Source organism: Paenirhodobacter populi, assembly GCF_004022215.1.
Taxonomy (GTDB): Bacteria; Pseudomonadota; Alphaproteobacteria; order Rhodobacterales; family Rhodobacteraceae; genus Rhodobacter; species Rhodobacter populi.
The window spans coordinates 45,073-69,568 of record NZ_SAUZ01000012.1 but is presented as its reverse complement, the minus strand read 5'-3'; the positions used below and the strand labels follow the sequence as shown (position 1 = coordinate 69,568).

The window sequence follows — 24,496 nt, the reverse complement described above, 5'->3', positions numbered from 1 at the left end:
CATATATGATCTGTCGACTACAGCGTGGAGTCCGCCCAGCGTCAAGCGCAGCCGGAGTCATGCACTCGGAAGACCTGCCACCTGATGAAAAACAGGCATTCTCGTGCCAATATGACTATTCATTGTGCAGATCCGTCAGCAGTGGGCCGAGGGTGTATCGAAACTCGCCTGCGAGCTACACTTCCGCGATGGCGGGAGATCGGCACGGCTGCGCCACTGGTTCGAGCAACGGCGCGAAGGCCCGGCTCCGAACGGAGCGTGAGCTTCATCGCATCGAACGGTTGATGCGGATCAATGCCCTACGAACGCGGCCCAGGCGTCGGGGAAAGCCCGGGGACGATGGGGAACGGTCGGTCATCGCCGACATCGAGCCGGTGACTGCCACCGGTTCTAAGGAACCGGCGAGGCTCGACCGGAACTTTCAGGCAGACCGGCGGAACCAGAATGGCTGGCCGACTTCACCTACATCTGGACTGTGGAAGGCTGGTTCTAAGTCGCAGTCGTTCTGGACCTGTTTTCCCGACGCGCCTTGGGCTGGTCCATGAAGGCCGATCGGGATGCATCACTGGTCATGGATGCACTGAGGACGGCCTTCGCGGCACGTTCGAACCGGTGGCACTGCCCCGCTCAGTGACGACGCGGCAAAGCCGATGCTCCGCTCCATCTCTCAGACCAGGGATCGCAATATACAAGCGAACAGTTCCAACGGCTTCTGGCCGACAATGGAATTACCTGCTCGATGAGCCGCGCGGGTAACGTCTGGGATAATTCCGCGATAGAAAGCTTCTTCTCAACGCTGAAGACCGAATGGACAGCCATCAAGGGTTATCGAACCCGCAATGAAGCGTGTGCTGACGTCTTCGACGACATCGAGCGCTTCTACACCCCGCGCAGGCGGCATTCGAAACTGTGCTACCTCAGCCCAAAGGAGTTCGAGGCCCGCGCTATGCGCTTAAGCCGCTGTCTACGAAACCAGCAGCAACTCAGATTTCGGAAAACCGGACAGCCGTTTCAGTAAAACCCGGACAATTGTCCGACGGCTGGTCCTTGCGCTGCTGTCATTCGTCCTGGGTGATGATTTCGGGGGTTTCGGTCTGGATCAATCCGGGTTTGGCACTTTTTCGGCGCATGCTGTCTCCCTTCAGTTCGATGCGATGATGGAGATGGAGGTTGGTGCCAAGACTGGCGCCGACTACGGCGAAAAGAGTGACGAGCGGCTGGCCTGCGCAACGGCTACCACGCTCGGGACTGGCAGACCCGTGACGGCAGTGTCGAGCTGCGCATTCCACGCCTGCGCGCGGACTGCCCCGCTCCTTCTCGAGCCTCGGCGCTCGGCAGGGAAGGCACTGACGGCCGTCATTCAGGAAGCCTATGTCCGGAAGGTCCGGCATTCTTCTTGGGTGAACCGATTGCAGATGTCGCCGGGAGCCTAAGTGAGTCAGTCGAAGGTTCGTGCCTCCACGCACCGGAGGTGTGCTTTCAGCGCGGCAGATATGAGACTGCGAATGCGACGTGTTCGTGTGAGCGGTCGATTGATTTCCTTGGGATCGAGATCCGGTGAGCATGCAGGGAGATCGCCGTATCGAGGAGGGCGTTCGCGATTGTGACCCGCCTGAATTTCCAGCGAAAGGGTATCGATCAGTAACCGGAGAGTTGCTCGACCCCCCCATGCAGCAGTAGCCGGATTGGTGCGCTTGACGGGCTTGTGAGGCGCTTTACCAAGGTGTTGATCAGGGCCTGCCCGACTTCGGCCATATCAACGAAATGCACCAGCACCGGCACTGCCAGATAGCGGCTCATATGGCTGGTGTCGCGTGTGACGAGAGCCACATCCCGTCCAGGGACCAGACTGCGCTTGCGCAGTGCACTGACGGCGCCCAGCAAACCCAGTTCGTTTGCACAGATCAGCGCTGTCGGCGGGTCGGTTTCCGACAATAGCCGGGTGAAGAGTGCTTCGCTTTCGCCCATGGTAAAATGGCCATAACCAATCAGACGGTCAAGCACGGGGATATCGGCCTCGGCATGGGCGCGGGCAAAGCCATGCGCCCGCGCCACACCGATCAGATCGTCGCGCGACAGAAGCTGAAGGGCAATGCGGCGGTGACCCTGAGCCAGAAGGGTCGCCGCCGCGTGGTAACACATCGCCTCGTTGTCGATATCGACATAGTCGTGATCGATGCCGCTATCGCTGCGCCCAAAAGTGACATAGGGCAGGTCCTGCTCGCGCAGGAAGGCGATACGCGGATCATCTGCGACGATACGGGTGACAATCACCCCATCGGTTCCCCCCGAAAGGCGCAGACGACGCAGCACATCGAGTTGATCCTCGTCCGGCCCGACCGAGCAGATCGACAAGGTATAGCCCGCCTGGCGCGCCGCAAGCGTCATCCCCTCGATCAGCGGAACCTTGGCGATATCGGCAAGATAGGCATTGGTCTCCAGCGGCAAGACGACCGTCAGCGTGTTGCTGCGCCCGGTGCGCAGTGCGAGCCCGTGCGGATTGGGGCTGTATCCTGCCGCCAGCGCTGCGGCCTTGACCCGGGCGATGGTTTCGGGATGGACTTCCGGCCCATCCTTCAAGGCGCGCGAAACAGTTGTGACCGAGAGGCCAAGTGCGCTTGCGATCTGCTTCAGATTGGGTCGGCTCCGCCCCGTCATTCGCATACTTCCGATTGTCTTTCGATCTGACTATCCCCAGCCGAGCAGCTTGTCATCCGTCGGCGCACATGACGCGCCTCGATCAGCGGCAAGTCGAACGTCATGATCAGTTTTCAGGCAGTTTCGCGATCTGGCTGAAAACATCGATTGCAGACAAACAATAAGGTTGACGGGTTTCTCGAATCTGTAAATCGTAACGTTACGATTTGGAAAAAACTGCGAATCCGAACGAAAATCCTGATCCCAACTCAGCGCCGGGGAGGCCTCATGAGACCCATTCTGAAGACCACGACCGCCTTGATTGCGGGTGCGATGATTGGCCTGCCGGCCCATGCACAATCCATAACGATCACCACTGCGGGCGGCGAATACGGCGCCGCGATGAAAGAGGCCATGTGGGGACCTGCCGCGGCCGAGCTTGGCCTTGACGTGCGCGAAGAGACGCAGAGCGACGGGCTGGCCGCGATCCGCATGCAGGTGATCTCCGGCAGCGTGACCACGGATGTCGTTCATCTCGGCTCGCCCGAAGGAGCGCAGGCTGCCGAACTCGGCCTGCTGGAACCGCTGGATTATTCGGTGATTGACGGCGAGGCGTTGCCCGAAGGGGCCCATTCCGACCATTGCTATCCTTTCGACAGCTACGGCACCGTCATGGCCTGGAACACCAGGACCTATCCAGAAGGGGGGCCCGCAAACTGGGGCGAGTTCTGGGATGTGGAGAAATTTCCGGGCAAGCGCGCGCTGCGTGCCAATGCGCAGGATCTGATCGAGATTGCCCTGCTGTCCGAAGGCGTGGCCCCGGCGGATGTCTATACCGTTCTGTCTGAAGAAGGCGGAATCGAGCGCGCGATTGCCCGGCTCGCCGAGTTGAAACCCGCGGTTTCGGTCTGGTGGACCTCAGGCGCGCAATCCGCACAACTCCTGAAGGATGGCGAGGCCGATCTGGTCATCACCTGGAACGGTCGGGCGCAAAGCGTCATCGATGATGGCGGCGGCGTGGACTACAGCTTCAAGGGCTCGATCATTGGCACCGATTGTCTGGGCGTACCGAAGGGGGCACCGAATATCGCCGCGGCGATGAAACTGATCGCCGCGATGACCACTCCCGAGCGCGAAGCCAGGCTGACCGATTACATCGCCTATGGCCCGGTCAATACCGCCGCTTATGAGGGCGGGCTGATCCCCGGGGATCGGTTGAAGCAGCTGGCTACTGCGCCGGGCAATCTCGACAGCTCGGTCTTCTCCCGGGCCGACTGGTGGACCGCGCATGGCGAGGAGGCGCAGATCGCCTTTGACGAGATGATGAATAACTGATCCAGCCGAGGCGGAGCCCCAGAACAATGACATCGCTGCCAATTTCGATCAACCGCATCCGCAAGGTTTACGGCAATTACATAGCGCTCGACGATGTATCGCTGGAGATCCGCGCGGGTGAGTTCCTGACCTTGCTCGGGCCGTCAGGCTCGGGCAAGACCACGCTTCTGATGGCTCTCGCGGGCTTCACCCGGCCCGATGACGGCAATCTGCGGATCGGCGAACGTGACGTGACGCGGCTTGCGCCGAACCGACGCGACATCGGCATCGTCTTCCAGAACTATGCGCTGTTTCCGCATATGTCGGTGCTGGCCAATGTCGAGTATCCCCTGCGCCTGCGGAAGATCCGGAAAGCCGAAGCGCACGAGCGTGCCCAGGCGGCGCTGTCCCGGGTCAAGCTCGACGGGTATGGCGACCGCGACATCGCGGCGCTGTCGGGCGGGCAGCGCCAGCGTGTCGCATTGGCCCGGGCCATCGTTTTCGAGCCGCGCGTCATGCTGATGGACGAGCCGCTGTCCGCGCTGGACAAGAACCTGCGCGAACATATGCAGTTCGAGATCCGCAAGCTGCATGACGATCTGGGCATCACCACGATCTATGTCACCCACGACCAGCGCGAGGCGCTGACCATGTCCGACCGGATCGCGGTGATGAACGCCGGTCGCATCCAGCAGATCGATACGCCGGACGAGATCTATCATCGCCCACGCACGCAGTTTGTCGCCGAGTTCATGGGCGAAGCGAATATCCTGCCCGGCGATGCCTTCAGCGAGGGTGCGCGCCCCGCCTCGGACATGGTGATGATCCGGGCAGAAAGCTTCCATCTCGAACCGCCGGCCGGCGAGACGATCGCGTTGACCGGGCGGCTTACCGCCAAGGCATTCCGGGGCGAGAACTGGTTGTTGCAGGTTACCACCGGCGAGAGACAGGTGTTGTTCAGCATTCCGGCCACCCGCGCCGCGGGCTGCGAAGCGCTGACGCCCGGGTCCGAGATCACCGCCTGGGCCGCGCGTGATCATCTGCATGTCTTCGCCAGAGAGGCCGCCACATGAACACGCCCCGATCCGCGCAGTTGATGCGCGATGCGCGATACGAAAGGATATTCTTTCTGTCGATGTCGCTCCCCGCAATGGTACTGGTCGGGATCGGCGCGCTGATCCCGGCAGCATGGATCATCCAGCAATCCTTCCAGACCCTGGGCGGCGATTTCACGCTGGAAAACTACGCGAAGCTTTTGTCCAGTTCGCTGACCTGGCGGGCGCTGTTCGTTACGATAGAACTGTCGGCGGCGACGCTGGGGATCTGCATCGTTCTGGGAATTCCACTGGCCTTCGCCCTGGCGTCGACCCCCCCCAGGATCGCAAACCGGCTGATGATGCTGATCCTGCTGCCGCTCTGGACCTCGATTCTGGTACGGACCTATGGCTGGCTGGTGCTGCTCCGCAGTGACGGGCTGGTGAACAAGACGTTGATCGGCTCGGGCATCGTGTCGGAGCCGCTGCCGCTGATCTACAATTTCACCGGCACCCTGATCGGCATGGTGCATTACATGTTGCCGCTCTTCGTTCTGCCGACCTACGCTGCGATGCGCGACATCGACGCCAATGCGGTCCGCGCCGCCGCCAGCATGGGCGCAAGCCTCTGGCACAGCTTCTGGACGGTGATCCTGCCGCTGTCCATGGGAGGCATCGTTTCCGGCGGGACGATTGTCTTCATCTACACGCTCGGCTTCTTCATCACCCCGGCGATCCTGGGCGGCGGCAAGGTCGCGCCTATCGCCATCCGCATGGAGCGCACTCTCTCCACCTTCCAGAACTGGGGCGCAGCCAGCGCGCTCGGAGTATTGCTGCTGGTTCTCGTCGCCATAGTTGCCGCCACCCTGTTTGGTGCGATGCGCCTGCTGCGCCGCCACCGCGTCGGAGGATGATTCATGCTTGATGCCTATCCCGACAATCGTCTCGGCCGGTTTCTGTTGTGGCTGCTCGCAGCACTGGTTCTGACCTTCCTCGTGCTGCCGACGCTGGTGGTGATCCCCCTGTCCTTCTCGGGCTCGAATCTCTTGGAGTTCCCGCCACGCAGCCTGTCCTTGCGATGGTATGAGAATTTCTTCGGGTCCGGCGCCTGGATGGCGGCGCTCCGGACCAGCATCCTCCTCGGCGTGCTGACCCCGATGGTGGCGGTGCCTCTGGGCTTCCTGTGCTGCGTGGGAATGAACCGGCTGAGCGGTAAGGCGTCGCGGGCGATCTACGGCTATGTCCTGATGCCCTCGATCCTGCCGGGCATCCTGCTTGCAATCGGCCTGTTCTTCGTGCTGGCCAAAATGAAGCTGATCGGCACCGTGGCGGGTGTGTTGATCGGTCACGCGGTTCTGGCCATTCCGGTCGTGGTGATCGTGCTTGCTCCCGCAGTCAATCGCTTTGACTGGGCACAGGTCATGGCGGCGCGCAGCCTTGGTGCGGGCTGGTTCAGGGGGCTTGCCGGAATCATGGTGCCGCAGTTGCGCTTTTCTTTCCTTGCCGCGGCGCTGATGGCCTTTCTCACGTCGCTCGACGAAGCGGTCATTTCGATCTTCGTCTCCGGCGGAGCAAACAGCACATTGCCAAAGCTGATGTTTTTGTCGCTGCGTGACCAGATCGACCCGACTATCGCTGCGATTTCAACACTCTGGACCGGGTTTATCATCGCCATTGTGCTGATCGTGAACACCTGCCAGAAATCCTGACCTTCGGAGACCAACCAGAATGACAAGTGCAACGATTCCGCAGGTGGACTTCGCGCTCATCACCGGATCGGCAAACTGGGGCATTGCCGTGCCCGAAGATGTCGGGGTTGAAGGCGTACGCCTCCTCGCCCGGGATCTCAGCTATGCCACCCCCTGGGGACCAAGCAACAACTGGAAACTCATGGAGTTCGACGGCGCGATCACTGCCGACGGGCAGAATCGGCAAGTGCTGTGCATGTATTCGCACGGCAATCCGCGTGACGAGATCGACCATAGCTGCCACCGTCGTGCCTACTGGGTGCTGCAACAGGCGGGTGTGCGCCGGATCGTGGCCTGCTCCACGCTTGGTGCGGTGAACCGCGCGATCCAGCCGGGCGATCTGGTGATCCCCGCCGATGTGATCGAACTGACCCAGACCCCCTATTCGCTGCTGCCGGGGCGCCAGCGTTTCGACGCGAGCGGCAAGCGGATCATTTGCTCCGACGGCGCGGCAATACTTGCAGCGACCGCCGGGCGGCACTGGCCCGAAGGACGTCGGGTGCATGGGATCGAGCAGGGGTTGGTTGCAGGTCATTCCTACGGTCCCCGCCTGACCACTCCCGCCGAGGCCATGGCCTTTCGCTCGCTTGGGGCCGATGTGATCAACCACTCGCTCGCCGTCGAGGCGACACTGGCACGCGAGATCGGCGCCTGTTTCGTGCCGATTGCCTATGTGACCGCGGGGATGAACGATTATCTCGACCGGACCAGTGGTGCGTTGTTGCAACAGGACGTGCTGTCAGGTTTGCAGGCCCGGACCTCAAGACTTGCGCTGGAGATGATTGCAGCCCTGCAGCCGACCTGCCCCTGCGGTTGTCACGATCAGCTGACCGCGCAGCCGGAAACCCGCTACACGCGGTGGTAAAGGTGCCGCTGTTCGTCAAGCCGATCGTATAGCCAGCGATCAGGGGCCTGAACCGGGTCATACGGAAATCCGTCAAGGCACGCGCGGTACGACGCCGGGATCAGCGCAGACGGGCCAGTTGTTCGGGTGTGTCGACATCGCTGGCCTCTCCCGCATCGAGTTCGATCAATGCCTCGGACAGCAGCCCGGCGATCACCCCGCGCGCACCGGCATCACCCTGGGCCTGCAACCCGGCCTCGTAGTCACGCGCATCGAGCAGCACCGGGGGCATGCGCACCGTGCCCAGCCGACAAGCAGCCGACCCCTGCGGTCGCGCAAGCAATGCAGCAAGCGTCGCGGGCCGGACCCGCGGCATATCCCCGAGGCAGATCAGCGCCCGCCCGGCTCCGCATTGTTGCGCATGGGCGACCGCAGCCCGGAACGACATCGACATCGGCTGATCCGGTGCCACGCGGATTGACCGCATTCCCGCCGGCAGCAGCGCCGCGACGGCTTCCGACGACACCACGGCCACCGTTTCGGAACAGCCCGCCGCCATCAGAGTGCGGGCCGCGTGCAAGATCAGCGGCGTGCCGTGCAGCATGGCAAGCAATTTGTCCTGCGCACCGAACCGGCGCGATGCCCCCCCCGCCAGAAGCACGCCAAGGGTCCGCGTCATCGCCCGGCTCCGCGGGATTTCGGATCCAGCAAGATCCGTAGGCTGAAAATCATGGTGCCGCCTGTCCAGATCGGTTTACCCACAGCCTAACACCCACCGTCCTCGGGGACGAGGGTCTCCTGGCTTCCGCGGAACGGCCCTTCGTATTCTGTGCTCTGCGCGCGAAACCCGGCTTTGCCGAGGCATAGTCTTTCTCACTGTCGCCACCTTCCTGCATCCTTCCCACTGTGTCGGCCCACGGCCGCCCCGGACCTGAGGGGGATTACGGGAGAGGCCCAATCCCGCGCATCCGACGGAAGAAAATTCCATGCAACGCATCACTTCAGTGGAAGATACGCGTGCGGTGGTGGCATATGATACGGCACCATCATCAGGGTTTCCCCATGCCGTTACATGTCTCGCCCATCTCCCGCCCACCCGTGGCCCGGGAGCCGCGGATTCATGCGGGGAAACCGACATGAGCATCGCCGGACCCAACCGGCCGCAGGCCGGAATGCGGGGCCTCGGCTGGCTGCTGCCGGTGATGCTGGGTGGAGCCCTCATGCAGAGTTCGACCGGGCTCCTGCATACGATCGTGCCGCTCAGAATGACGTTCGAGGGCTTCGAAACGCGCATGATCGGTCTTGTCGGTTCGGTCGATGCACGGGGATTCGGGGCGGGCTGCAGTGGTGCGCGGCATGGGCGCAGGGCGGACCTTCGTTCTGGCGGCTGTCGCCTGCGCGCTGACGGTTCTTGCGATGATCACCGCCGAAACGCCAGGCGGCTGGATCGCCTTGCGGTTCCTGACCGGGATTGCCATCGCCGCAATCTTCACCCTGCCCGAGGCCTGGGTCGGCCAGCTCGCGCCCGAGGGCAGCCACGGCCGGTCCTTCGCGCTCAGCGCGCTGATGGCACGGGTCGCGCTGGTGCTGGCACCGCTCACTCCGCAGATCCTTGCGATCAAGGGACCCGGGCTGTTCATCCTCAGCGCCGCTGGCGCAGTTGCCGCCTGCGTGCCGATCCTGCTCGCTCCCGCAGTGCGCCCGAAGGGCAAGCCGGTGGTGCTCTCGGCCGAACGGATGGGTTTGCGCCTGATGCTGCGCGGGGTGCCGACCGCCACGCTCGGCTGCGCGGCATCGGGGCTGCCTGGCGGTCCGGTCTTCACCTTCGCGCCGCTCTTCGGATCGGTGGCGATCCATTCGACCATGAGGCTGACCCATTCGTCGAGGGGAATTACATAAAGATCGTCGGTATGGAACATGTCCGTCCTTGTCTGATTCGGTCCGCGTTCCGGTCACGCGGCATGGCGTCCGCCGATGCAGGCAAGCAGCCGCCCGATGTCGATTTCGCCGAGGAACCTGCCGTCCGCGTCTATGACGGCGACAGGTCGGTCGCTAGGCAGGCTGCCGCGACTTCGGCCAGGTTGGCGCCGGGCGCAACGGTGAGAGGTGGCCCGCCGTCGGCCGCGCCCAGAAGGCGCCCCGCGGCATCAAGTGCGAAGCGCGAAGGGGTTCCGGGCGGAGCCATCACCGTGCGCGCGTCGAACAGGCGGCTGCGATCGGCCCCCCGGGTGAAGGCCGCCACATAGTCGCTGCCTGGCGCCTCGACGATGTCTTGCGGAGTGCCTTCGCGCATCACCCGGCCCTCGGCCATGATCGCGATCCGGGTGCCGATCCGAACGGCTTCCTGAAAGTCGTGAGTGATGAAGACGATGGTCTTCTTCAGCATCTTCTGCAGCCGCAGCAACTCGTCCTGCATCTCGGTGCAGATCAGTGGGTCGAGCGCGCTGAACGCCTCGTCCATGATCAGCAGATCGGCATCGGCCTTGCGCGCGCAAGGCCGACACGCTGGCGCATGCCGCTGCTGAGCGCGGCGTTGGGCCGGTCGCTCCATTCCGCGAGGCCGACGATATCAAGCATCTCCCGTGCCTTGGCACAGCGTTCGGTGCGCGGCACGCCATGCAGTTTGAGCCCGAATTCGACGTTTTCGACAACACTCTTGTTCGGCAGCAGGGCGAAATGCTGGAACACCATGGCGATGCGGGCCCGGCGGATTTCGCGCAGGCGGTCCGCGCCGGCCTGCAAGATGTCCTCGCCATCAAGAAGAATACGTTCTGCATCCGACTCTATCAGTCGGTTGAGGCAACGCGCGAGCGTAGATTTCCCGAACCCGACAGCCCCGTCACCGTATACCGGGATCGAGAGCGAGACATCGTTCAGTCCGACGACATGCCCGCTCGCGGCCAGCACGCTCTGTTTGCTGCCGCCTTCGCGCAGCCGGGCCAGTGCCTGTTGCGGAGCATGTCCGAAAATCTTGTAGATGTCCTCGACCGTCAGCCGGTGCGTCCTTCCTGTTGTCCCTGTTGTTTCAGGCCCACGTCCCCGTTGCCTGCCGGGATGCCGATTCCTGCATCCCGGATATGGGTTTCCTCGGGGCAGTTTCGGCGCCGCTGGCAATGACGTCTTCCTATGCCGCGGTGCAGCCGACGGAGGTTCTTTCCTCAGGACCCGAGCAGCGGGGTTCCGGTCCGTTCAGGCGGGTGCCGCGCCCACGCCGGACAGCCGGATCGCAAGCCCCAGCGAGAACCGCGCTTCGGGCACCGACAAGTCGATACCGAACAAATCGCTCAGCCGTGCCAGGCGGTAGCGCAGCGTCGTCACATGCAGCCCGAGCGCATCGGCACAGGCCTGATGGCGGCATCCCTGATCGAGGAAGGACGCCAGCGTGGCGAGGTATTGCGTGCCATGGCTGCGGTCGTGGCGCAGGATCGCCCCCACCGAGATTTCGACGAACTCGCGCACCTCGCCAGTTCCGGCGGCGGCGAGCAGCATCGGATAGGGGCCGAAATCGCGCGCCGACAGCAGTCCTTCGCGCCCGAACTGTCTCGCCAGTGCTGCGATGCGCCGACATTCCGCCCAGACCGCTGCGTAATCGGTCAGCGCGGTACAGATCCGCCCCGAGACGGCCACTGGCCGGCGGCCCAAAAACCACTGCGTCTCATCGATGAGCCGGCGGATCAACGGTGGTTCGCCAGCGCCCGCGGGGTCTTCAATGTGGCACAGGATCATACCGTCGACGAGCGCGGCGCAGGCGGGTTCGGGCTGACGTCCCATCGCACGGCGCAGGACGTTGAGCAGATCCGTTGCCATTTCGGCGTTTTCGTCGGTCAGGTCGATCGCGATCAGCCGCGCGGGGGCGTCGGGGTTCATCCCCAGCCGCCGCATCCGCCCGCCAAGTGCCCGCAGATCGCGGCAGCCACCGGCAACGATTTCCGCGTAAAGCTCACCCGAGGTTTCGGTCGCATTGCGGAACCGCACATGGCTGCGCAGCATCTGCACGCCCAGCACCATCCGCGCCGTCTCGACTTCCTCGGCATCGGGGGCTGGTGTCCCGGGCGCGCCGAACAGGATCAGCGCGCCTGTGAGATGACCATCGACCTCGATGGCCACGCGCTGCGCCGGCACGACCAGACGCCGGCCGCCGCAATCGAGCACCGCCTCGCTGAACCGTGGCGCGCCGCATCCGCCATGACGCGCCAGTCGCAGAATGTCACGCCGCGCCGGACCCGCCACCGCCCGTGCCCAGTCCGCGTCGGACAACGTCTCGGGGTCGGGCGAACGGCCGGGGACGATCTCGGATCCGTCCAGATCGACGATCAGCACCGGACAATCGAACAGCGTCGCGACCTCGCCCGCGATGAGTGACAACGAATCTTCGGCCAGCGCGTTGCGTAGCATCTCCTCGCGGCGTATGCGCGCGGCCTGCGCCCGGAAGGTGACCGCCTGTTCCTCCTCCAGCCGGTAGAGTTTTTCGAGCGCGATCGCCGCAAGGCCCGCAAGCGCCTCGATGAAGGACAGGTCATAGTCCGCGGGCGTCATCACCCGCGGCGATTGCACCGAAAGTACCATCTGGCGCCCGTGACCGTCGCAGCAGCCGAGCGGCAGCACCGCAACCGAACGGTAGTCACGTTCCCGCGCCTCGTCGCGGTAGCCGGGAAAGTCATCGTCGGTCTGGGCGTCGGGGATCAGCACCGGGGCGTTGTGGATCAACGCCATCCGTGTCGGGCTGGTGGCAAGCGTCCAGCGATCGTTCAGAGGCGGCCCGATCCGGTTCGGATTGTACCGCGCGATCACCAAGGCCACTCCGTCGTTTTCCTCGATGCACATCACGCCAGCCGTGGTCCAGCCGGTATTGCGGCAGATTGCCTCGACAAGCTGGCTGAGGATCCCAGCCGGGTCGGGGCAGGCGTTCAGCGTCTCGGCCATGCGGCGCAGGGTGCGCGCAGCGGGCAGCTCCATCACCGGCATGACAGCTCCCGCCCGGATGCGGCGGGCCTTTCGATACCATGGTCGACAGCCATCGATTCACCCCCTTCGCAGCCAGGGATCCTCCCCTGCATTCGAGTGTTCGGCAAAAAGATGCATGTATGCCAACGAATTTAGGCCGCGGCGGTGCCCATCCCCCGTCGGTGCCCGCAAAGGCGGCGGTTCCCGAATGGAATTGCCCGCGAACCGAGCAGGCTCCTGCGGACTTTCCTACGCTTCGGACGAAGAAGCCCTTCTGCAATGGACCTGTTCGGGGGATGCCGGAGCCGGGTTTGTCGCCTAGTCTGTGCGAGAAACGACGGAACCTCTCAAGGAGTCCCCCAAATGGCCCGCAAGATGCACCTTGTCGCCTACCTGAAAACCGGCCCGACGGCGATGCATGCGGGAGGCTGGCGGCATCCCCAGGCGCGGCTCGATGATATCCTCGAGCCCTCGCGGTATGTCGCACTGGCCAAGCGGCTGGAGGAGGCGCGCTTCGACGGGTGCTTCTTTGCCGACCTCTTCGGTCTCTATGATATCCACGGCGGCGGCTTCGACGCCTATGTCCGCAACGGGGGCCAGATCAGCTTTCTGGATCCGATGGTGGTGTTGCCGGTGATGGCGGCGGCGACCTCGCGGCTCGGGCTCGGAGCGACATTGTCGACGACGTTGTTCAACCCTTACCATCTTGCACGATCGCTGCTGTCGCTCGACGTGCTCAGCAAAGGACGGGTGGCGTGGAACATCGTCACCTCGGCCACCGATCTCGAGGCGCAGAACTTCGGCCTCGAAGGCCTGCCCGAGAAGAACGCCCGCTACGACCGCGCCGACGAGGTGGTCGAGGCGATCATGAAGTTGTGGAATAGCTGGGACCCGGACGCCTTCGTGCTGGACAAGGAACGTGGCATCTTTGCCGATCCGTCCAAGGTGCATTATGCGAACTATGCGGGCGAGTGGGTGCGCACGCGCGGCCCCCTCTCTATCCCGCAAAGCGCGCAGGGACATCCCGTATTGATGCAGGCGGGGGCGTCCGAGCGGGGACGCGAATTTGCCGCCCGCTGGGCCGAGGTGGTCTTTGCCGCACAGCGCGGCAAGGCCGAGATGCAGGCCTTCTACACCGATCTCAAGGGCCGTACGGAGCGATACGGCCGCACCGCCCGGGACCTTGCCATCCTTGTCCAGACGAGCTGCGTGATTGGCGAGACCGACAGCATCGCCGAGGAACGCAAGGCATATCTGGATTCGCTCGTCATCGATGAACTGTCGCTGGCCTCGGCTTCCAGTTCGCTTGGCGTGGACATGACCCGCTACGATGGCTCGAAGCCGATCGAGGCGGCGATGGGCAATCAGGGGATGCAGGGCACCGCCGATCTGATCCGGCAGTATTCCTCGGCCGAAAAGGTCGATTTCCGTCAGGCGGCCAAACACGGGACAACGAACACGCTGGTCGGTTCACCGAAGACCGTGGCGGACCAACTGGAGGATCTGTTCACCTCGGGCGCCTGTGACGGGTTCATCCTCTCGCCGCTGGTCGCACCGGCGAGCTACGAGGAATTCTGTAACAGCGTCGTGCCGGAATTGCAGCGTCGCGGCCTGTTCCGCACGGAATACGAAGGCCGCACCCTGCGCGAGCATCTGCGGTCCTGAGCCGGATCAACGGCGCGTGGCGCATGTGGCGAAGGCCGCGAACAGCAAGGTCGCAACGCTGGCGAGAGCGAACATCTCGCGTACGCTCTCGCCCTGCATGGCCATCAGCGGCCCGAGACCGGCACCGATCGACCAGGCGATGAGCAGCGTGCTCATCACCGGGATAACCGCGTCGGGGCCAACCTTTTCGCAGGCATCGGCAACGCAGGTGGAATAGAGCGCCGAGGACAGGCCGCCCCAGAGCGCCATCAGCATGATCAGCGAGCTATGCGCCATGCCGAAATCCAGTGTGGCGAGCGTGATCGACACCGCCGCCCAGACGACCGAGACGAAGGTCAGGAACTGCGCCTTGCGCATCCGGTCGTCGGCCATGCCGACGGATATTGCATGAGAAAGCCGCCGCCATAGATCGCGGTGAGCAGAATGCCCGCCGAGGCCTTGTCTAAGTCGTTCTGCAACCTTCGGCCGCTGTTTCTGGCGATCCGCTAGCCGATCGAGGCGCTGCTCTCGCTGAGCGAAGGCGCGTTCCAGGGGATGCCCTATCCGCTGCTGGCTACCGGTCAGGATATGAACAACCCCGCCGATCTTGACGCGGTCAAGACGATGTCGCGCCCGGTCAAGCCGAACCTGCACACGCTTTGGTCGAGCGAGGACCAATGGAACAAGGCCTTTGCCGCCAATGTTTTCGACATGGGCCTGACTTGGTCCGGGCCCTCGGTGCGCTCGGTGCGCAATGGCGGACTGCCGGTGAAATTCGTGGTGCCGAAGGAAGGTGCGATCGGCTGGCTTGACCGGTACAAGGTCTTCTTTCTGCAACCCTATATGTGGCAGGTGGCACTGTGGTCCTTTCAGATCGCCGTGGCGACGACCCTTTTATGCGCGGTCTTCGGCTTTCTCGCGGCACTGGCGTTGACGCGCTCGGGTCTGGGTCGGACGCGGGCGGTATTCCTGATCCTGATCCTGCTGCCGTTCTGGACCAACGGCCTGATCCGGGTGTTCTCCTGGACGATGGTCATCCGGCAGGGCGGTTTCATGGATGCGCTGGTGCAGATGGTCTGGCCGGGCGCACCGTCCCTCGGTTTTCTCAACACCCGGTCGGCCATCGTTCTGGGGCTGGTGCATGGCTACATCCCCTATATGGTCCTGACCTGCTATATCGCGCTCTCGACCATCGACGACGCGATCATCGAGGCGGCGGCCGCGCTCTGGGCGCGCTGGTGGACCATTCAGGGCAAGATCCTGATACTGATGGCAGCGCCCGGGCTGGTTGCAGGATCGGTGCTGATTTTCGTGCCGGTGGTCGGCGCCTTCATGGAGCCGCGCATCCTGGGCGGCCCTGCGGGGGTGACGCTCGGCACAGTGATCGAGGGCAACTTCACCCAGGCCTTCAACTGGCCGCAGGGGGCGGCGATCTCGTTCATCCTGCTTTCGGTGGTTCTGGCCATTTTCGCGACATTTTCCGGCGTCCTGCGGCGCAATGCGCAAATCTGAGGGATAGACATGAAAAAACTCGGTCGTGTCTATCTCTGCGCACTGATCGTCTTTCTCTATCTGCCTATCGCGGTGATGATCGCGATGGGCTTCAACTACTCGCCCTACTATCAGCTGCCATTCCGTTTCTCGACCCGTTGGGTGGACGAGCTGCTGATGATCGACGATCTGATTCAGGCCGGACGCAACAGCGTCGTCATCGCGATCATCACGACCGTCATCGCAACGGTGCTCGGCACGATGGCGGCGGTGGCACTGCACCGGCGGGAGTTTCCGGGGCGTGCACTGCTGCGGATGCTCCTGTTGCCACCCATCGCGATCCCGTGGCTGATCACCAGCACCGCGATGCTGGTGATGTTCTACTGGAGCGGCATCGGCCGTGGCTTTCATGCGATGCTGATCGGGCATGTGGCACTGGCGATTCCCTATGTCGTGCTGGTCGCCGGGCTGCAAATCACCGATCTGGAAAAAGCGGCCATGAGCCTTGGCTCCACCCCGCTTCATGCCTTCTTCAGGGTAACCCTGCCGATGCTGCCCCCCAGCATGGTCGGCGCCGCGCTTTTCGCCTTTGCCGTTTCGCTCGATCAGTTCGTGATCTCGTATTTCCTTGCAACGCCGGGCTATACGACGCTGCCGGTGCGGATCTATTCCGCCATCCGCAAGGACTTCACCCCGGACATCAACATCATCTCGACAATACTGCTGCTGGCGTCGATGGCGCTGGTGCTGTTGTTCGCACTCTTTTCCCACTTCGGAGCCAGGAATGACAGAAGTTGATATCTCCGGCGTCGCCAAGCGCTATGGCACCGCCCCGGTGCTGACCGACATCTCGGTGCAGTTCCCGAAGGGCAGCTTCACCTCTCTGCTCGGCCCTTCGGGATCGAAGACCACGCTTTTGCGTATCGTCGCAGGTTGCGTTTCCGCCGACAGCGGGCGCGTGACGATCGCCGGGCGCGACGTGACCCGCACCCCGGTCTGGGCACGCAACATCGGAATGGTGTTTCAGTCCTACGCGCTGTTTTCCGCATATGACGGTGGCGCAGAACGTGGTCTTCGGGCTGGGCCGGCGCGGCATTCGCAGCAGCGAGGCCGCCGCCCGCGTGGAACGTGCGCTCGATATGGTGCGCCTGCCGGGTTTTGTTGGGCGATTGCCGAAACAGCTTTCAGGCGGCCAGCAGCAGCGCGTCACCATGGCCCGCGCCATCGTGACCGAACCGACCGACCGTGCTTTTGCTCGATGAGCCGTTGTCGGCGCTCGATCGGCGGCTCCGGCAGGAAATGCAGATCGAGCTGTTACGTATCCAGCGCGAGATCGGGTTGACCAGCATCTTCGTCACCCACGATCAGGAAGAGGCGCTGACGCTGTCCGATGCGATTGCCATCCTCGACAAGGGGCGGATCGTGCAGAGCGGTGCGCCCGCTGCCATTTACGAAGCGCCCCGCACCCGCTTCGCGGCACAGTTTCTGGGGGATTCCAACTTTCTCACCGGCCATGCCTAGGCAGGTGCGCTGCGACTCGCGGACGGTACCGTGCTGCGCGCGGCCTCTCCTTTGCCCAAAGGCGAGGGAACGGTAGCGGTACGTCCCGAAAAGGTCTCCCTGATCCCGGCAGGGGACCGGTACCCGAAGGCATGAACCGCGTCGCCGCCCGGATGACGAATGCGATCTATGCAGGACCTGCGCTGACCTATCTGCTCCAAGGACCCATGGGGCTGGTCCTGCGCGCCTTCGTACAGAACCGTGACGGTTCGATTCTGCCCCCGGAATCCAAGGTGACGATGACATGGTCGCCCGCCCAAACCATGGTTCTCGAAGACTCATGACTGACTGGAACGCAGCCCCCGACGCGACACGGTATCTCGTCATCGACATGCAGCGCCTGGTCGCCGAGGAAACCGTCTGGCACACGCCCTCACTTCACGCCATACTTCCCGCGGTGCTTCGGCTGACGCATAGCTTTGCCGAACGGACCTGTTTCGCGCGCTTCGTCGTCCCGCCGGATGCGGCTTCGGCCGAGGGACAGTGGCAGCACTATTATCGCCATTGGGATATGCTGGTGGGTGGAAGGCATGATCCGGCGCTGATCGACCTCGTCGCGCCGCCCTTCCCGCTGGCGACGTCGGGGACAATTCTGGACAAACCGACATATTCCCCCTTCAAGGTGCCGGGCTTCGCCAAGAAATTGCGCCGTGAAGGCGTTCGGCATCTGGTGTTCTCGGGGGTCGAAACCGATGTCTGCGTGCTGGCGGGCGTGCTGGATGCTGTCGATCTGGGATTTGCGGTCACTGTCGCTACGGACGCGGTGGCAAGCTCCGACCCGGCCGCGCATGAGGCCGTGCTGAACCACGTGCTGCCCCGGCTCGCGCAGCAGGTGCGGCTGATGACCACCGCAGAGATCGTCACCGCTGCCTAACTGCCATCCAGCCCATCTGCGCCGCGCTCCCTGCTCGCTCAGGGCGCATGTGAATTATGCAATGGAGCATTCCATGCGTTCAATAATTAATCGCACGATGAATAATGCTCCGGCGCACCGGAAAAGTCGCGCACGAGATGCATATTTGTATGTATGAAAATGAAATTGGCGTCGTCTCGGCCTGATCCGACCGATGTGTAACGACAGCATTAGCCATCTGGATGTCAGGTCCGGATGCCAGAAACAGGGACGGAAAAATCATGAACAGATCTTCCAAGGACATTCTGCTGCCCCGGCGCGGGTTTCTGAACGGGCTCCTCGCGGGGGGTGCGCTGCTTGCAGCACCCGGGATCGTCGGTCGCGCGCAAGCCCAGGCGGGCGATGCCATCCGCCTCGGCGCGCCATTCCACCGCACCGGCATCGGTGCCTCCTATGGCCGCTGGTATGAACGCACCGCGACCGCCGCACTCAAGATCATCAACGAACAGGGCGGCATCAACGGCCTGCCCGTGCAGATGATCGTCGAGGATGATGGCACCGATCCGAAACGCGGCGTCGAGGTGATGGAAAAATTCGCAGCCGAGCATAAGGTCGATGCGGTCTTCGGCCATCTTTTCTCGCATGTCGTGGCGGCGACCGCACCGCGCGCGGGCGAGCTGAAGATGCCCTATTTCCTGTGCTCGGAAACCCATGCGCTGGCAGCGGGCAAGTTCAACCGCTACTGCTTCCAGCCCTCGATCACCGACGTGAAAAGCCAGATCAACTCGATGGGCGGCTGGATCACCTCGAACCTCGGCAAGAAGGTGACGCTGATCTACCCCGATTACGCCTTCGGTTACGACCACCGCGACAACATGACCGCCGCAGTCGAGGCACAGGGCGGCAAGATCGTCGCCTCCATCGCCATTCCGCCGAGCGAGACGAGCTTCACCCGCTACCTGCCGCGCATCCCCTTCGACACCGAGGTGATCTATCACGTCATGGTCGGACCCGCCGTCCTGACCTTCGTCAAGGAGCTGGGCGAGCATCTGGGCACGAAGCGGCCCGAGATCTTCGGTTTCATCGATAGCCTCGAAGGCGTGCAGATGGACATCCCGCAGCTTTCCTTCCTCGAAGGCACTTACTTCTGGGAGGCGATGCCGCGCTACGCGCAGCCCGACCAGACCGAGTTCGACAAGTTCTACCGCAATGCGGTAGGGGTCGATGCGACGGGTGCCTCGGCGACCGATCCCAAGGATATCTCGACCTATTCGCACATGTTCTCGGCCTGGGAGACGCTCTTCGCGATCAAGAAGGCGATGGAAATCTCGGGCTACAAGGGACCGGCACAGAAAATCGACATGCTCGAAGCGATGGAGGGCATCACCGGCTTCGAAGCCTCGAACGAGTTTCCGCAAGGTGACAAGGTCTTCAACGGCAAGACCCACCAAGCCTTCGCCCATCAGAATGTCTCGAAATTCGGTGGTGGCAAGCTCGAGGTCGTGCACACCACGACGATCGAAGAGTCCTTCTATCCCGACGAGACCGACTACACCCAGATGTCGTTCTGAAACGGCGCCGCGACGGGGTTTCGCCCCCATCCCTCTCCCCCTAATGGCCGGCCCGCGCCCTGCGGTGCGGGACCGAGGAAACTGACGCATGGACATAGCTCCGTATCTTTTGCTGGCGACGCTTGAAGGCCTGGTACAGGCATCGGTGCTGATGCTGACCGCACTCGGCCTGTCGCTGGTGTTTGGCGTGATGCGCGTGGTCAACGTCGCGCATGGCGAATTCTACATGCTGGGCGCAGTCGGCGCCTGGCTTTGCGCGACGCTGATCCCGGGGCATCCGGCGATCTCTTTCGCGGTGGCGCTGATCGTTGCGCCGCTGATCGTCGGCCTGCTGGCCGCTCTTGCCGATCGCGCGATCCTGCAACGCATCAACTACAACCCGGAAGCGACGATCGTCTCGACCATCGGCATCTCTTACATCATCCAGCAACTGACGCTGATGACCTTTGGGCCCGATGCACGGGCGGTCGATCCGCCCTTCTACTACAACATCCGGTTCCCGTGGTTCGGCTATTCGAGCTACAAGTTCTTCATCATCGGGGTCGCCGTCGCTCTGGTGGCGACGCTGTGGCTGCTGATGAAACACTCCAAGATGGGTCTGCTGATGCGCGCTACCCAGTATGACCGGGAAACCGCACTCAACTTCGGCATTCCGGTGGGCAGGGTCTATTCCGCGGTCTTCGCCTTCGGGGCGATGATGGCCGCGGTGGCGGGCGTGCTTGTCGTGCCGAACAGTCAGGCACATTACCTGATGGGGCACGATCCGCTGCTGATGTCCTTCATCGTCGTCATCGTCGGCGGGCTGGGCTCGATCCCCGGCACCATCGCCGCAGCGGTCCTGATCGGGCTGTCGGATGGATTGCTCTCGGTGTTCTTCTCGCCGACGCTCGCAAAGATCGCGTCGACGTTGCTCGTGGCGCTCGTGCTCGTCTTCAAACCGCAGGGCCTGTTCGGAAAGGCCGGACGGATATGACCATTCCCAACAAGAAACTCTTCGCGCTGTGCCTTGTGGTGCTCGCGCTCCTCTTCATGGCGCAGTTCGTGCTGTCGAACTACCTGGTGCTGGCGCTGACCCGCATCCTGATCCTTGCGATCTTCGCGATGGGCTACAACATGCTGATGGGCTACACGGGGCTGCTCAGTCTCGGCCATGCGATGTTCTTTGCCGCCGGCCTCTATGCCGCAGGGCTTGCGAACTACTATGGCGGGGTATCGCTGCCCATTGCCTTCGTGATCGGCATTCTCGGCGGCGGGGTGCTGGCCTTCGTCATCGGGTTGCTGGCGCTGCGCACGCAAACGGTGTCGTTCATGATCGTCACCCTGATGTTCGCGCAGGTCGCCTACCTGCTGACGCTCTACTTCTCGAACGTCACTGGCGGCGATCAGGGGCTGACGCTGCCCACCGCCTCGCGCAGCTTCTCGCTCTTCGGGTTGGCGGTCGACCTGACATCGCCGATGGTGCGCTTCAACATCGCGCTCACGCTGTTTGCGGTGGTGCTGATCGGGCTGTTCGCGGTGACGCAGGGGCCGCTTGGCCGGCTGTTCGTCGCGGTGCGCGAAAACATCAACCGCACCGAGATGCTCGGCTTCGATACCTACCGCATCCGGCTCTTGGCGTTCACCATCTCGGGGGCGATCTCGGGGCTGGCCGGGGCGCTTTACGGGCTGATGTTCGGCTTCATCGGCTCGTCCTTCGCCGAGTTCCGCAGCTCGATCGAGGTGCTGCTCTTCACCCTCGTGGGCGGTCCGGGCACGCTCCTGGGCCCGCTGGTCGGCACCGGGGTGATGACCATGCTCATCGACCGTCTCAGCGGCATGACCTCGGCCTATCTGATCGTCGTCGGTGTGCTTCTGATCGTGATCAATCTCTGGTTCCCGAAGGGTATCCTCGGAACCATTCGTGACAGGTGGGTGCCATGGCTGAAGTGATCCTTCTCAAGACCCGTGGGCTGAAGCGCCATTTCGGCGGGCTCAAGGCGGTGGATGGGGTGGATTTCACCCTGCGCAAGGGTGAAATCCGCGCCATCATCGGCCCCAACGGGGCGGGCAAATCGACCTTCGTCAGCCTGCTTTCGGGTCGTATTCCGCCTTCGGAGGGAACGGTGGAGTTCGATGGTCAGGATGTCACCGCGCTGCCCGCGCATCGGCGGGTGCGTCTCGGCATCGCCTACACGTTCCAGATCACCAACATCTATCCTTCGATGTCGGTGCTCGAAAACGTCGCCGTCGCCGCGCAAAGCCGGCTACGTCCCTCGTTCCTCCGGAAGGGCGCCTCCGAGACGGAGATCGAGGATGCCGCCCGCGCCGCGCTTGCCGCCGTCGGTCTCGACGACCGTCTTGATGAGGTGGCGGGCGTGCTTGCCTACGGGCACCAGCGGCTTCTGGAGGTGGCGATGGGGCTGGCGCTGGAACCCAAGCTCCTGATCCTTGACGAACCGACGCAGGGCCTGTCGGATTCCGAGATCGCGAATTTCATCGAGGTGGTGAAACGCGTGGCGCAAAGCTCGACCGTGCTGCTGATCGAACACAACATGCATGTGGTGATGTCGCTTGCGGACCGGATCACCGTGCTGGAACGCGGCCGCCTGCTGGCCGAAGGATCACCAGCCGAGATCATGAACGACAAGGCCGTTCAGGCCGCCTATCTGGGGGAACCGGCATGAGCGTGATGACAGTCGAGGGGTTCGACGCCTTTTACGGCCGGTCGCAGGCCCTGCGTGGCTTTTCGGTCGAGTTGCGCGGCGGCGAAGTCCTGTGCCTTCTGGGCCGCAATGGCGCGGGCAAGACCACCGCGCTCAAGGCGATCATGGGCACGATACGGCGCACCGCGGGACGGATCGTCCTCGACGGGCGGGACCTGTCGGCGCTGCCCGCCTATGAGATCCCCCGCGCTGGCATCGCCCATGTGCCGCAGGGACGACGCCTGTTCGCGGAACTCACCGTGGCCGAGAACCTTGAAATCGGCTTGTCGACGCGGAAAAGCTCGCGCCGCGCGCTTGATTATGCGCTTGGCCTGTTTCCGGTGCTGACCGAAAGGATGCACCAGCGCTCGGGCACCCTTTCGGGGGGTGAGCAGACGATGCTGACGATGGCACGGGCGATGTGCATCGAACCCGCGGTGATCCTGCTCGACGAGCCGACCGAGGGGCTGATGCCTTCGGCCATCGCCGGCATCCGCGAGGCGGTGATCCGGCTGCGCGACAATGGGGTGGCGGTGCTTCTGGTCGAACAGCGTGTCGATGCCGTGCTGCCGGTCGCCGATCGCGTGGCCTTCATGGACCACGGCGAAATCAAGGCACGCTTCACGATCGACGAGGTGCGCAACGACCTGTCACTGCTGCATCGCTATGTCGGTGTCGGAGCATGAGCGAAGGCGTTCACCTGCCCCCCCAACCGCATATCCGGGCTTGCGACCGGACGGCCGGCATGCCGTTCCGCAACGGTCCTCGGCATGAACAGGCGAACGGGCGGACGCGGGTGTCCGTTCGGAAAGCGAAGATCGCGGCGATCGCCGCCTTCCTTCTCTGCCCTGCCCCGCCTGCCGCCGCACATGAGGCAAGTGGCGGCCTGGTGCTTCTGCTACCCACCGGCAATACGATGGTCGGCGCGGCTGCAGCCGTCGCGGCCTCGGCCCTGCTTCTTGCCATCGCGCCCCGGCTGAAAAGCCCGCGGCTGATGCTACCGCTGCGGATGCCGGCACTTCCTGAAACGCCGGTCTCGGTCCTGTCAACGTTGTTCGTGCTGATGCTGATCTGGATCGGCCGCACCGGTCCCGACGATCCGCTGAGCAATCCGATCGGTTATGGGGTCTGGACACTGGGCTGGATCTGCATGTCACTGTTCGCCGCGGTATTCGGCAACCCCTGGCCGTGGTGCAATCCGTGGACGGGGCTGCTGGCGCTGATCGGCAACCGGCCGCGTTTCGCGCTTCCCGAGGGTGTGGCGGGCTGGATCGCCTGTGGGCAATTCCTGATCTTCGCCTGGATCGACCTCATCTCGCCCTACAACATGGATCCGGAAAGGCTGGCGATCTACCTCGCCGTCTATTGGGCGGCCAATCTGATCGCTATGGCGCTGTTCGGGTCCAGCTGGTTCGGGCGGGCCGAGCCGCTTGGACTTTTCTTCCGGCTTCTGGGGCGGTTGTCCCCCTTCGGCCGTGACGGACACGGACGCCTGACGCTGACCTTGCCCGGGGCGCGAGCGTCCGAAGAACCGCCGCCCGACCGCGGTGAAACCGCCTTCGTCCTGCTTGCCCTGTCCAGCGCGAGCTTCGACGGATTGGCAGACACCTTCCGCTGGCTCACCGTGATCGGGGTCAATCCGCTCGAATTTCCCGGACGTTCAGAAGTCGAAGAAGCAAATACCATCGGCCTCCTGGGGGCCTGGGCAGTGCTGTCGATCCTCTATCTTGGGACAGTGCGTGCGGGCGAAGCACTCGCCGGTGTCCGAATTCCGGGCCTTGCGGCCAGACTGGTGGTGTCGCTGCTGCCGATCCTCGTGGTGTTCCATGCCGCGCATTTCACCGTGCGGCTGATCATGGATGGCCAATATCTGTGGCGCATCGCCTCGGACCCGCTGGTGCGCGGATGGGATCTGTTCGGCACAGCGCATTACCATGTCAGCGCCTCGATGTTCTCGGATCCGGCACGGGTCGCACTGGTCTGGGCCTTTCAGACCGGGGTGATCACGCTTGGCCATATCGTCGGCATCGCCATTGCCCATGCCGTGGCAATGCGCGCCCTGCCCGATCCTCGCCGTGCGGTGCTGAGCCAGCTTCCCCTCGCCACGCTCATGGTGGCCTACACGGTCTTCGGGCTGTGGTTGCTTGCCGCGCCGAAAATATGAACGGCCCGCCC

General features: G+C 63.4%; 25 protein-coding genes and 3 pseudogenes. 22 read left to right on the top strand and 6 right to left on the bottom strand.

Annotated elements, in window-relative coordinates:
• Positions 1–263 precede the first annotated feature (263 nt).
• Both D2T30_RS11240 and D2T30_RS11235 read left to right on the top strand, forming a co-directional pair.
• Positions 264–943 (top strand): annotated as a pseudogene (locus D2T30_RS11240) (IS3 family transposase); the annotation flags it as partial.
• Between the two features lie 205 nt (positions 944–1,148).
• Positions 1,149–1,427: pseudogene (locus D2T30_RS11235) on the top strand (transposase); the annotation flags it as partial.
• A gap of 211 nt (positions 1,428–1,638) precedes the next feature.
• Here D2T30_RS11235 and D2T30_RS11230 read toward each other — a convergent pair.
• On the bottom strand, positions 1,639–2,658 hold the full coding sequence (locus D2T30_RS11230; protein WP_128208940.1) for a LacI family DNA-binding transcriptional regulator: 1,020 nt from the start codon (positions 2,656–2,658) through the stop codon (positions 1,639–1,641).
• Positions 2,659–2,805: 147 nt separating this feature from the next.
• Here D2T30_RS11230 and D2T30_RS11225 point away from each other — a divergent pair, with 147 nt between their 5' ends.
• Genes D2T30_RS11225 through D2T30_RS11205 form a run of 5 tightly spaced genes read left to right on the top strand, consistent with a single transcriptional unit; the run spans position 2,806 to position 7,598 of the window.
• Positions 2,806–3,972, top strand: a complete 1,167-nt coding sequence (locus D2T30_RS11225) for an ABC transporter substrate-binding protein (protein ID WP_206612928.1) — start codon at positions 2,806–2,808, stop codon at positions 3,970–3,972.
• A gap of 26 nt (positions 3,973–3,998) precedes the next feature.
• Entirely contained in the window at positions 3,999–5,024 is a 1,026-nt protein-coding gene (locus D2T30_RS11220) for an ABC transporter ATP-binding protein (RefSeq protein WP_128208939.1), read from the top strand.
• Complete coding sequence (locus tag D2T30_RS11215) at positions 5,021–5,899, top strand: ABC transporter permease (protein ID WP_128208938.1); 879 nt, start codon at positions 5,021–5,023, stop codon at positions 5,897–5,899. The genes D2T30_RS11220 and D2T30_RS11215 overlap by 4 nt, the downstream gene beginning before the upstream one ends.
• Before the next feature lie 3 nt (positions 5,900–5,902).
• The gene (locus D2T30_RS11210) at positions 5,903–6,694 is read left to right on the top strand and encodes an ABC transporter permease (protein ID WP_128208937.1); all 792 of its coding nucleotides are present in this window, start codon (positions 5,903–5,905) and stop codon (positions 6,692–6,694) included.
• 19 nt (positions 6,695–6,713) lie between these two features.
• A complete protein-coding gene (locus D2T30_RS11205; protein ID WP_128208936.1) occupies positions 6,714–7,598 on the top strand; it encodes a phosphorylase family protein in 885 nt (294 codons plus the stop codon).
• A 100-nt stretch (positions 7,599–7,698) separates the two neighbouring features.
• Here the strand turns inward: D2T30_RS11205 and D2T30_RS11200 are convergent, their stop codons facing one another.
• Positions 7,699–8,256 (bottom strand): nucleotidyltransferase family protein, encoded by a 558-nt coding sequence (locus D2T30_RS11200; protein WP_128208935.1) that lies wholly within the window; start codon positions 8,254–8,256, stop codon positions 7,699–7,701.
• A 638-nt stretch (positions 8,257–8,894) separates the two neighbouring features.
• Here D2T30_RS11200 and D2T30_RS11195 point away from each other — a divergent pair.
• Positions 8,895–9,476: an MFS transporter gene (locus tag D2T30_RS11195; RefSeq protein ID WP_128208934.1), complete on the top strand. Its 582-nt coding sequence runs from the start codon at positions 8,895–8,897 to the stop codon at positions 9,474–9,476.
• 130 nt (positions 9,477–9,606) lie between these two features.
• On the opposite strand, the gene D2T30_RS23375 is transcribed toward D2T30_RS11195, so the two are convergent.
• From D2T30_RS23375 to D2T30_RS11185, 3 genes are all read right to left on the bottom strand, one after another.
• Positions 9,607–10,038, bottom strand: coding sequence for an ATP-binding cassette domain-containing protein (locus D2T30_RS23375; RefSeq protein WP_206612927.1), 432 nt, complete (start codon positions 10,036–10,038; stop codon positions 9,607–9,609).
• Between the two features lie 2 nt (positions 10,039–10,040).
• Positions 10,041–10,691, bottom strand: a complete 651-nt coding sequence (locus tag D2T30_RS23370) for an ATP-binding cassette domain-containing protein (RefSeq protein WP_206612926.1) — start codon at positions 10,689–10,691, stop codon at positions 10,041–10,043.
• Positions 10,692–10,766: 75 nt separating this feature from the next.
• Positions 10,767–12,542 carry a helix-turn-helix domain-containing protein gene (locus D2T30_RS11185; protein WP_128208933.1) on the bottom strand — a complete coding sequence of 592 codons (1,776 nt, stop codon included), beginning with the start codon at positions 12,540–12,542 and terminating at the stop codon, positions 10,767–10,769.
• Positions 12,543–12,884: 342 nt separating this feature from the next.
• Between D2T30_RS11185 and D2T30_RS11180 the strand changes: the two genes are divergently transcribed.
• Entirely contained in the window at positions 12,885–14,186 is a 1,302-nt protein-coding gene (locus D2T30_RS11180; protein ID WP_128181720.1) for an LLM class flavin-dependent oxidoreductase, read from the top strand.
• A 6-nt stretch (positions 14,187–14,192) separates the two neighbouring features.
• On the opposite strand, the gene D2T30_RS11175 is transcribed toward D2T30_RS11180, so the two are convergent.
• On the bottom strand, positions 14,193–14,558 hold the full coding sequence (locus D2T30_RS11175) for an MFS transporter (RefSeq protein WP_128208932.1): 366 nt from the start codon (positions 14,556–14,558) through the stop codon (positions 14,193–14,195).
• A gap of 162 nt (positions 14,559–14,720) precedes the next feature.
• On the opposite strand from D2T30_RS11175, the gene D2T30_RS11170 reads away from it, so the two are divergent.
• The 13 genes and pseudogenes from D2T30_RS11170 to D2T30_RS11125 all read left to right on the top strand — a co-directional run bounded on the left by D2T30_RS11170 (position 14,721) and on the right by D2T30_RS11125 (position 24,485).
• Complete coding sequence (locus tag D2T30_RS11170; protein ID WP_206612924.1) at positions 14,721–15,677, top strand: ABC transporter permease subunit; 957 nt, start codon at positions 14,721–14,723, stop codon at positions 15,675–15,677.
• A 9-nt stretch (positions 15,678–15,686) separates the two neighbouring features.
• Positions 15,687–16,454, top strand: coding sequence for an ABC transporter permease (locus D2T30_RS11165; protein ID WP_128208931.1), 768 nt, complete (start codon positions 15,687–15,689; stop codon positions 16,452–16,454).
• Positions 16,441–16,650, top strand: a pseudogene (locus D2T30_RS24105) (ATP-binding cassette domain-containing protein); the annotation flags it as partial. The gene D2T30_RS11165 and the pseudogene D2T30_RS24105, both read left to right, overlap by 14 nt.
• 61 nt (positions 16,651–16,711) lie before the next feature.
• Positions 16,712–16,918 (top strand): ATP-binding cassette domain-containing protein, encoded by a 207-nt coding sequence (locus D2T30_RS23360; RefSeq protein WP_241651244.1) that lies wholly within the window; start codon positions 16,712–16,714, stop codon positions 16,916–16,918.
• A 4-nt stretch (positions 16,919–16,922) separates the two neighbouring features.
• Positions 16,923–17,177, top strand: coding sequence for an ATP-binding cassette domain-containing protein (locus D2T30_RS23355; RefSeq protein ID WP_206612922.1), 255 nt, complete (start codon positions 16,923–16,925; stop codon positions 17,175–17,177).
• Positions 17,178–17,308: 131 nt separating this feature from the next.
• Positions 17,309–17,500 (top strand): TOBE domain-containing protein, encoded by a 192-nt coding sequence (locus tag D2T30_RS23350; RefSeq protein ID WP_206612921.1) that lies wholly within the window; start codon positions 17,309–17,311, stop codon positions 17,498–17,500.
• Complete coding sequence (locus tag D2T30_RS11155) at positions 17,497–18,090, top strand: cysteine hydrolase family protein (RefSeq protein WP_128208930.1); 594 nt, start codon at positions 17,497–17,499, stop codon at positions 18,088–18,090. The genes D2T30_RS23350 and D2T30_RS11155 overlap by 4 nt, the downstream gene beginning before the upstream one ends.
• Positions 18,091–18,350: 260 nt before the next feature.
• Complete coding sequence (locus tag D2T30_RS11150; RefSeq protein WP_128208929.1) at positions 18,351–19,640, top strand: ABC transporter substrate-binding protein; 1,290 nt, start codon at positions 18,351–18,353, stop codon at positions 19,638–19,640.
• 88 nt (positions 19,641–19,728) lie between these two features.
• Positions 19,729–20,613: a branched-chain amino acid ABC transporter permease gene (locus D2T30_RS11145; RefSeq protein WP_128181724.1), complete on the top strand. Its 885-nt coding sequence runs from the start codon at positions 19,729–19,731 to the stop codon at positions 20,611–20,613.
• Positions 20,610–21,569 (top strand): branched-chain amino acid ABC transporter permease, encoded by a 960-nt coding sequence (locus D2T30_RS11140; RefSeq protein ID WP_128208928.1) that lies wholly within the window; start codon positions 20,610–20,612, stop codon positions 21,567–21,569. Before D2T30_RS11145 ends, D2T30_RS11140 begins: the two co-directional genes overlap by 4 nt.
• On the top strand, positions 21,566–22,303 hold the full coding sequence (locus D2T30_RS11135) for an ABC transporter ATP-binding protein (protein WP_206612939.1): 738 nt from the start codon (positions 21,566–21,568) through the stop codon (positions 22,301–22,303). The genes D2T30_RS11140 and D2T30_RS11135 overlap by 4 nt, the downstream gene beginning before the upstream one ends.
• Before the next feature lie 2 nt (positions 22,304–22,305).
• The gene (locus tag D2T30_RS11130) at positions 22,306–23,007 is read left to right on the top strand and encodes an ATP-binding cassette domain-containing protein (RefSeq protein ID WP_206612938.1); all 702 of its coding nucleotides are present in this window, start codon (positions 22,306–22,308) and stop codon (positions 23,005–23,007) included.
• A gap of 203 nt (positions 23,008–23,210) precedes the next feature.
• A complete protein-coding gene (locus D2T30_RS11125; RefSeq protein WP_128208926.1) occupies positions 23,211–24,485 on the top strand; it encodes a hypothetical protein in 1,275 nt (424 codons plus the stop codon).
• Positions 24,486–24,496 lie beyond the last annotated feature (11 nt).